This is a genomic window from Clostridium sp. 'White wine YQ' (assembly GCF_028728205.1).
Taxonomy (GTDB): Bacteria; Bacillota; Clostridia; order Clostridiales; family Clostridiaceae; genus Clostridium_T.
In genome coordinates this window covers 1-1965 of record NZ_JAQYUU010000006.1, presented here as the reverse complement: position 1 = coordinate 1965, position 1965 = coordinate 1, and the positions used below count along the sequence as shown (strand labels likewise).

Genomic DNA, 1965 nt, shown 5'->3' with positions numbered 1-1965 from the left:
GGAGACTGTGTGGGAGAGTAGGGAATCGCCAATTAGTTCTTTTTTTGTCGTGTAAAAGACTGTGTGGGAGAGGTTAAATGCATGTTATGCATTTAACGGATAATTTAGCAAGACTGGTTTTGCGTTAAAAATTATCCAGTGGCGAAGCGGAATCGCCAATTAGTTCTTTTTTTGTCGTGTTAAAGACTGTGTGGGAGAGGTTAAATGCATGTTATGCATTTAACGGATAATTTAGCAAGACTTGTTTTGCGTTAAAAATTATCCAGTGGCGAAGCGGAATCGCCAATTAGTTCTTTTTTTGTTGCGTAAAAGACTCATTGATATTATCAATGAGTCTTTTACTTTAGGCTATGTTTCAAATCATGCAACTCATTCATAGATCCAAAATAAAAGATTTAAGAAGTAGGGAGACAACATATATAGCATATGTGGTATTTTGTAAATTATGTTATAATAAGTATTATTAAAAACTATGAACGAATGAACAATTGTGAATTAAAGTGAACTATATGATAATTTAAGAAAGGGGAAAGATATATGATGAAAGCACAAATTAACCTTATTACAATTTGGACAAATAATATAGATAAAATGAAAAAGTTCTATAATAAAGTTCTCGGATTTAGAATTGAAAATGATCTTGAGAATTATGTTGAATTTGAAAATGATGGAGTAAGATTTGCTATTTGTATGAGAGATGTTATGCATGTGTATAGTAGTGAATATAGGAAAGAGCCATTTGGACAGGGATTTGAACTTGCTTTCCCATGTGAAACTCCTAAAGAAGTTGATGAATCATTTAAGGAGTTGATCTCTAAAGGAGCAACCTCTATTCATGAACCGCAAGATATGCCGTGGAATCAAAGAACAGCACTATTTGCAGACCCAGATGGGAATATACATGAAATTTTTGCAGAAATTAAATAATACGTAGTTTTCTTATAGTGAGCATTACAGGTGGATAATTCCACCTATAATTTTTATAAGGTATATTACAACACTATATTAAAACGTGGCCTTACTTTAAGCTTAATTAGAATTATATTAAAATCTATATGGTAAAATATTAAATTAAGTCAATGAGCAATTTATATCCCTCGGAAAGATATCTAGAAATGGTGTATTCTATTGGTGTATTTCTTGAGTAGCCTATCTTTGTTCTATCAATTATTGCAGCAGGTTTATCTAGGATAAATTCTTGAATATCTTTTTCTGATGATATATATGCAGAAAGTATCTCATTACCTCCAGTTACTTCATACCCTTCAGATTCCAAAAGTTTATAAAGAGATCCTTCAAAGTCACTTTTTAAAGTTAGTGGAAGTAATGGATTTAAATATGTTTCGAAAATAGTTACAATCTTTCCATCTATTCGTCTACTTCTTTTAAGTTTTATGACTTTAGTATCAGCGGCAATATGAAATATTTCACAAGCTTTTTGGGGGGCTAACTCATAACTTACAGAATCAACTACACGTATTGAGCGGCTATCTTGCTCCTCTAACTGCTTAAAAGAAGATTGAACTCTAGTATATGTTTTATTTGAAGTCGAAGATTGGACAATAGTACCTTTTCCACGCATTCTAATTATGTATCCTTCAGTCATTAAACGTTCCATTGCCTGCCTTACAGTAACTCTAGAAACTCGAAATTTATCAATTAATTGCATTTCACTTGGCAAGGTTTCTCCAACTTTATATACTCCAGCCTCTATATCATTTCTAATAATTGCTGCTAATTGGCTCCACAAAGGCTTAGCACCAATGCTATAATCTAAAGTCATTAAATACACCACCTAATTAAAATAGTTATTATATTATTATATTACATTTAGAAACTTAATTCTATATGGTGTATATGTACATAGAATATATTCAACTTTATATCTTAGTTTGTTATAGCAGAAGGGTAATATATTATTGACAAAGGTAGAATATGACTCTATAATAATTATGGTAAGTATTT

The 1965-nt window shown here is 31.0% G+C and carries 2 protein-coding genes; one reads left to right on the top strand and one right to left on the bottom strand.

Annotated features, from left to right (window positions below):
• Nucleotides 1-540: 540 nt before the first annotated feature.
• Complete coding sequence (locus PTZ02_RS15805) at nucleotides 541-927, top strand: VOC family protein (protein WP_274228766.1); 387 nt, start codon at nucleotides 541-543, stop codon at nucleotides 925-927.
• 139 nt (nucleotides 928-1066) lie between these two features.
• Here PTZ02_RS15805 and PTZ02_RS15800 read toward each other — a convergent pair whose 3' ends face one another.
• Nucleotides 1067-1783 carry a GntR family transcriptional regulator gene (locus PTZ02_RS15800; protein WP_274228765.1) on the bottom strand — a complete coding sequence of 239 codons (717 nt, stop codon included), beginning with the start codon at nucleotides 1781-1783 and terminating at the stop codon, nucleotides 1067-1069.
• Nucleotides 1784-1965 lie beyond the last annotated feature (182 nt).